The 1,302-nt window shown below is 62.2% G+C and carries 1 protein-coding gene; it reads left to right on the top strand.

Going from position 1 to position 1,302, the window contains the following annotated elements; translation table 11 throughout:
• Positions 1-1,273 (top strand): recombinase zinc beta ribbon domain-containing protein (locus PQQ96_RS42000; RefSeq protein ID WP_408303306.1); only part of this gene is annotated, 1,273 nt, incomplete at its 5' end.
• Between the last annotated feature and the right edge of the window lie 29 nt (positions 1,274-1,302).

Here is a 1,302-nt window from a genome sequence, read left to right as displayed (position 1 = left end):
TATCAAACCCACGCCGCATCACGCCGGAGGGGCCGTGAGAGAGGGCACAGCCTTGCTTCAGGGTCTGGCGATCTGCGGTCACTGTGGCCGGCGACTCAGAACCCACTACCGCGGCATGAACGAGACGCCGGGATACCATTGTGCAAATAAAGGTGTTGTGAATGGCCGTGGCGTCTATTGCCTGAATGTCGGTGGCCTGCAGATCGACAAAGCTGCCGCTGAATCCTTCCTGCGTGCCGTCGAGCCTGCCGGTCTGCAAGCTGCTGTGCGGGCCGCAGAGCTTCTCGAAGCCGATCATGACGCCGCGCTTGTGCAGTGGCGACTGGCTGTGGAACGCGCGCGCTATGAAGCGCAGCGGGCCGAGCGCCGATACCATGCCGTCGACCCCGAGAATCGCCTGGTGGCACGCGGGCTCGAAGCCCAATGGGAGAAACGTCTGCACGACCTCGAGCAGGCACAACATGAGTTGGAGCGGCGCGAGCAGCTCCGCCCTCGAACGTTGAGCGTTCAGGAACGCCAAAGCCTCCTGGCACTCGGCAAAGATCTTCAGCTACTGTGGTATGCGCCGAACCTCGCCGTGCGTGACAGAAAGCAGTTGCTGCGCGCCCTGCTTGAGGAAGTGACGGTTACCGTTCATCGCGAACAATACCAGGCGCATCTTAAACTGCGCTGGCGAGGCGGCAAGCTCACCGAATGCGATGTGGAGCTCCCCCGCTCGCGGCCCGCCACCATCCGCACCGACGAAGAGACCCTTGCGCTGGTCCGTCGGCTCGCGCAGCACTATCCCGACGCCACCATTGCGGGCATCCTCAATGCGCAGGGTCGGCTGAGTGCACAGGGGATGCGCTTCAACCAGAATCTCGTGGGTAACCTGCGCCGTCACTGGAAGATCCCCTGTTTCGAACCACCCGCCGAGCAGCCCGATGGAGAACTGCTCAGCGTCCGCCAGGCCGCCCGCGTGCTGGGCACGGCATCGTCGACACTCCATCGCTGGGTCAATGACGGCTTCATCGCCGGCGAGCATCCCACGCCCGGTGCGCCCTGGCGCATTCGGATAACAGAAGCATTGCGTCGTATCTTTGTTGATAGCACTCCTGATGGATACGTCGCTATGCAGGTCGCAACGCAGCGACTCGGTGTTTCCCGTCAAACTGTGTTGCAGCGTGTAAAGCGCGGCGAACTCGACGCGGTGCTGGTCCGCCGCGGTCGATGCAAAGGCTTGCGCATCAAGGTCGTCAGCGAACAGCCGGACTTCTTCGAACGCACTTCATGAACCAGAGGGCATTGCTATGAGAGATCCAA

Origin of the sequence: Paraburkholderia sediminicola, from assembly GCF_046027825.1 — a bacterium.
Classification (GTDB): Bacteria; Pseudomonadota; Gammaproteobacteria; order Burkholderiales; family Burkholderiaceae; genus Paraburkholderia; species Paraburkholderia sediminicola_D.
This window is presented reverse-complemented; position numbering and strand designations above follow the sequence as displayed.